1 protein-coding gene is annotated in these 668 nt (G+C 61.4%); it reads left to right on the top strand.

Annotation, left to right across the window (positions count from 1 at the left end):
* Positions 1-668 (top strand): aromatic amino acid ammonia-lyase (locus tag HWE01_RS22590; RefSeq protein WP_241822953.1); only part of this gene is annotated, 668 nt, incomplete at both ends.

The following is a 668-nucleotide window of genomic DNA, read 5'->3' on the forward strand; positions in this document are numbered from 1 at the left end:
GCGCCGCTGGCTTATCTGGCGGCGGCCATTGCCGGATTCGATGAGGCCGAAGTGATGTATCGCGGCCAACGCATGCGGGCCACGCAAGCGATTGAGCAGGCCGGTATCGCTCCGGTGAAATTCGACCTCAAGGCCAAGGATGCTTCGGCCCTCATCAATGGTTGCACCGCTTCGCTAGCCGTGGCCATCCTGGCGGCCCACGATGCACGCCACCTGCTCACCGACGCCTGCCTGTCGCTGGGGCTGACGCTGGAAGCGATGCGGGCCGAGATGTCGGCCTTCGATCCGCGCATTCAGATGGCGCGTCCGCATGCGGGGCAGATCAAGACGGCCGAAGTCATCCGCACTCTGCTCAACGGCTCCACCCGTACCACGCATGAAGCACGCGCGGTGCAATTGCCCGATGAACTGCGTCGCACCGATATCCCTTATACCGCGCGCATCCAGGACGTCTATTCGCTGCGCTGCGCACCGCAAGTGTATGGACCGGTCTTCGATGCACTGGACTACATCGATACCATCATCGGGAAGGAGATCAACTCTGCCACCGACAATCCGCTGATCTTCAACAAGGAAGAGGGCGAAGGTTTCGAAATCATTTCCGGTGGCAACTTCCACGGCCAGTATCTGGCGCAGGCCATGGACTTGCTGGCCATGGCCATCACGGA

The sequence above is a fragment of the Herbaspirillum sp. C7C8 genome (assembly GCF_022627875.1).
GTDB lineage: Bacteria > Pseudomonadota > Gammaproteobacteria > Burkholderiales > Burkholderiaceae_D > Herbaspirillum.